Origin of the sequence: Ilyobacter sp. (assembly GCF_041583315.1) — a bacterium.
Lineage (GTDB): Bacteria > Fusobacteriota > Fusobacteriia > Fusobacteriales > Fusobacteriaceae > Ilyobacter.
The window spans coordinates 1-1,578 of record NZ_JBFHGC010000614.1 but is presented as its reverse complement, the minus strand read 5'-3'; the positions used below and the strand labels follow the sequence as shown (position 1 = coordinate 1,578).

Sequence of the window (1,578 nt, the reverse complement as noted above, 5' to 3'; positions counted from 1 at the left end):
TTTGTCCTATTCTTTACTGAATAAATAAAGTATACTGATTTATATAAAGTAGTATTTTTCATAAATCAGAACCCCCCCGGTCTGAATCAAACCCCCTTAAATGTTCACTTAGATAAAATCTAAGTGAACCTTTTTTAATTTTTAGTTATTTTATATGACCTTAAGAAAACTGTCCTACTTTGCAGCCCATTCAAATCTGAAGTTGCATTAAATCTGACAATACAGGCACTAAAATACAAGATATAGAATTCTTGTGTTTTTTTTTATTTGATGTATAATTACTTGAATCTAGAGCTTGCTGAAATATTTTTTTAAGGGAGTGGATAATATAAAGACTCTGAATAAAAATTTGGGGGAAATGGGTATAGAGGAAGATAAATTTATAGATGGCATAAAAAAAAATTACATCGCTGTATAGGGGGTTAAAAAATGTTAAATTTAATTTTTTTATTAGTTGGTTTCATTCCGTTGATATACGGGGCAAATTTCCTTGTAGACGGTTCTTCATCTTTGGCAAAAAAGTTTAATATACCCAATATTGTAATAGGACTTACAGTAGTAGCATTTGGTACATCAGCTCCTGAGTTAATTGTAAATGTATTTAGTTCTTTGCAAAAGACCAGTGATATAACCATGGGAAATATTATAGGAAGTAACATATTTAATGTTGCAGTGATACTTGGAGTGAGTGCGGTTCTAAGAAACATAAATGTAAAGACAAATACAACATGGAAAGAAATACCGCTGGCTCTACTGGCAGCTGTTTTGGTAATAATAATGATTAATGATACAGCAATAGATAAAAACAAAATTTCAGAAATATCGAGAATAGACGGAATGGTATTGATATCATTTTTTATGGTTTTCATGTCCTATACACTCTCAATGATAAAATCAGGAAAATCCGAAGAAGAGGTAACAGTAAAAGAGTTTACACTTTTAAAATCGAGCATACTAACTTTATTAGGTTTAATTATGCTGGTTATAGGCGGGAAGGTAATCGTAATGTTTGCAGTTAATTTTGCAAAGGATATGGGAATATCAGAAAGAGTAATAGGACTGACAATAGTATCCATAGGGACTTCTCTGCCAGAACTGGCGACTTCCGTCTCAGCGACCTTAAAGAATAATGTGGACATAGCCATCGGAAATGTCGTTGGATCAAATATTTTTAATATATTTTTAGTTCTTGGGGTGTCTTCTTTCATCCATCCAATACCTCTGTTAGATGGGGTAAACGTGGACATAGCTTTAAATATATTTTTAAGTCTGCTTCTGTTTTTATTTATATTTTCAGGGAAGGGAAGAAAAATTGAGAGATGGGAAGGTTTTTCTTTTATAGTTATTTATATATTTTATCTGGCATATTTAATCTAGAGTTATTTTTGATGGAAATTTATATTGAAAAAATATACAAGTGATAGTATTGCATTTAAAGAATTAAGTTAGACTAAGAAACAATAAAAAGAGGGCTTGAAAACCAAGCCCTCTTGCAGTGAAACATCACTTTGTTTATTTATTACTTACTAAAGAAATCTAAACCTTTAAATACCTAACTGTTGATTTAAATGACTTTAA

Annotated in this window: 1 protein-coding gene; it reads left to right on the top strand. The window is 30.6% G+C overall.

Going from position 1 to position 1,578, the window contains the following annotated elements:
• The first annotated feature begins 429 nt into the window (after nucleotides 1-429).
• A complete protein-coding gene (locus tag ABZA26_RS14765; RefSeq protein WP_372715246.1) occupies nucleotides 430-1,377 on the top strand; it encodes a calcium/sodium antiporter in 948 nt (315 codons plus the stop codon).
• Nucleotides 1,378-1,578 lie beyond the last annotated feature (201 nt).

Excerpts from the sequence above, each read along its gene's own strand:
- ABZA26_RS14765 (WP_372715246.1), top strand. The coding sequence starts at position 430 with ATGTTAAATTTAATTTTTTTATTAGTTGGTTTCATTCCGTTGATATAC.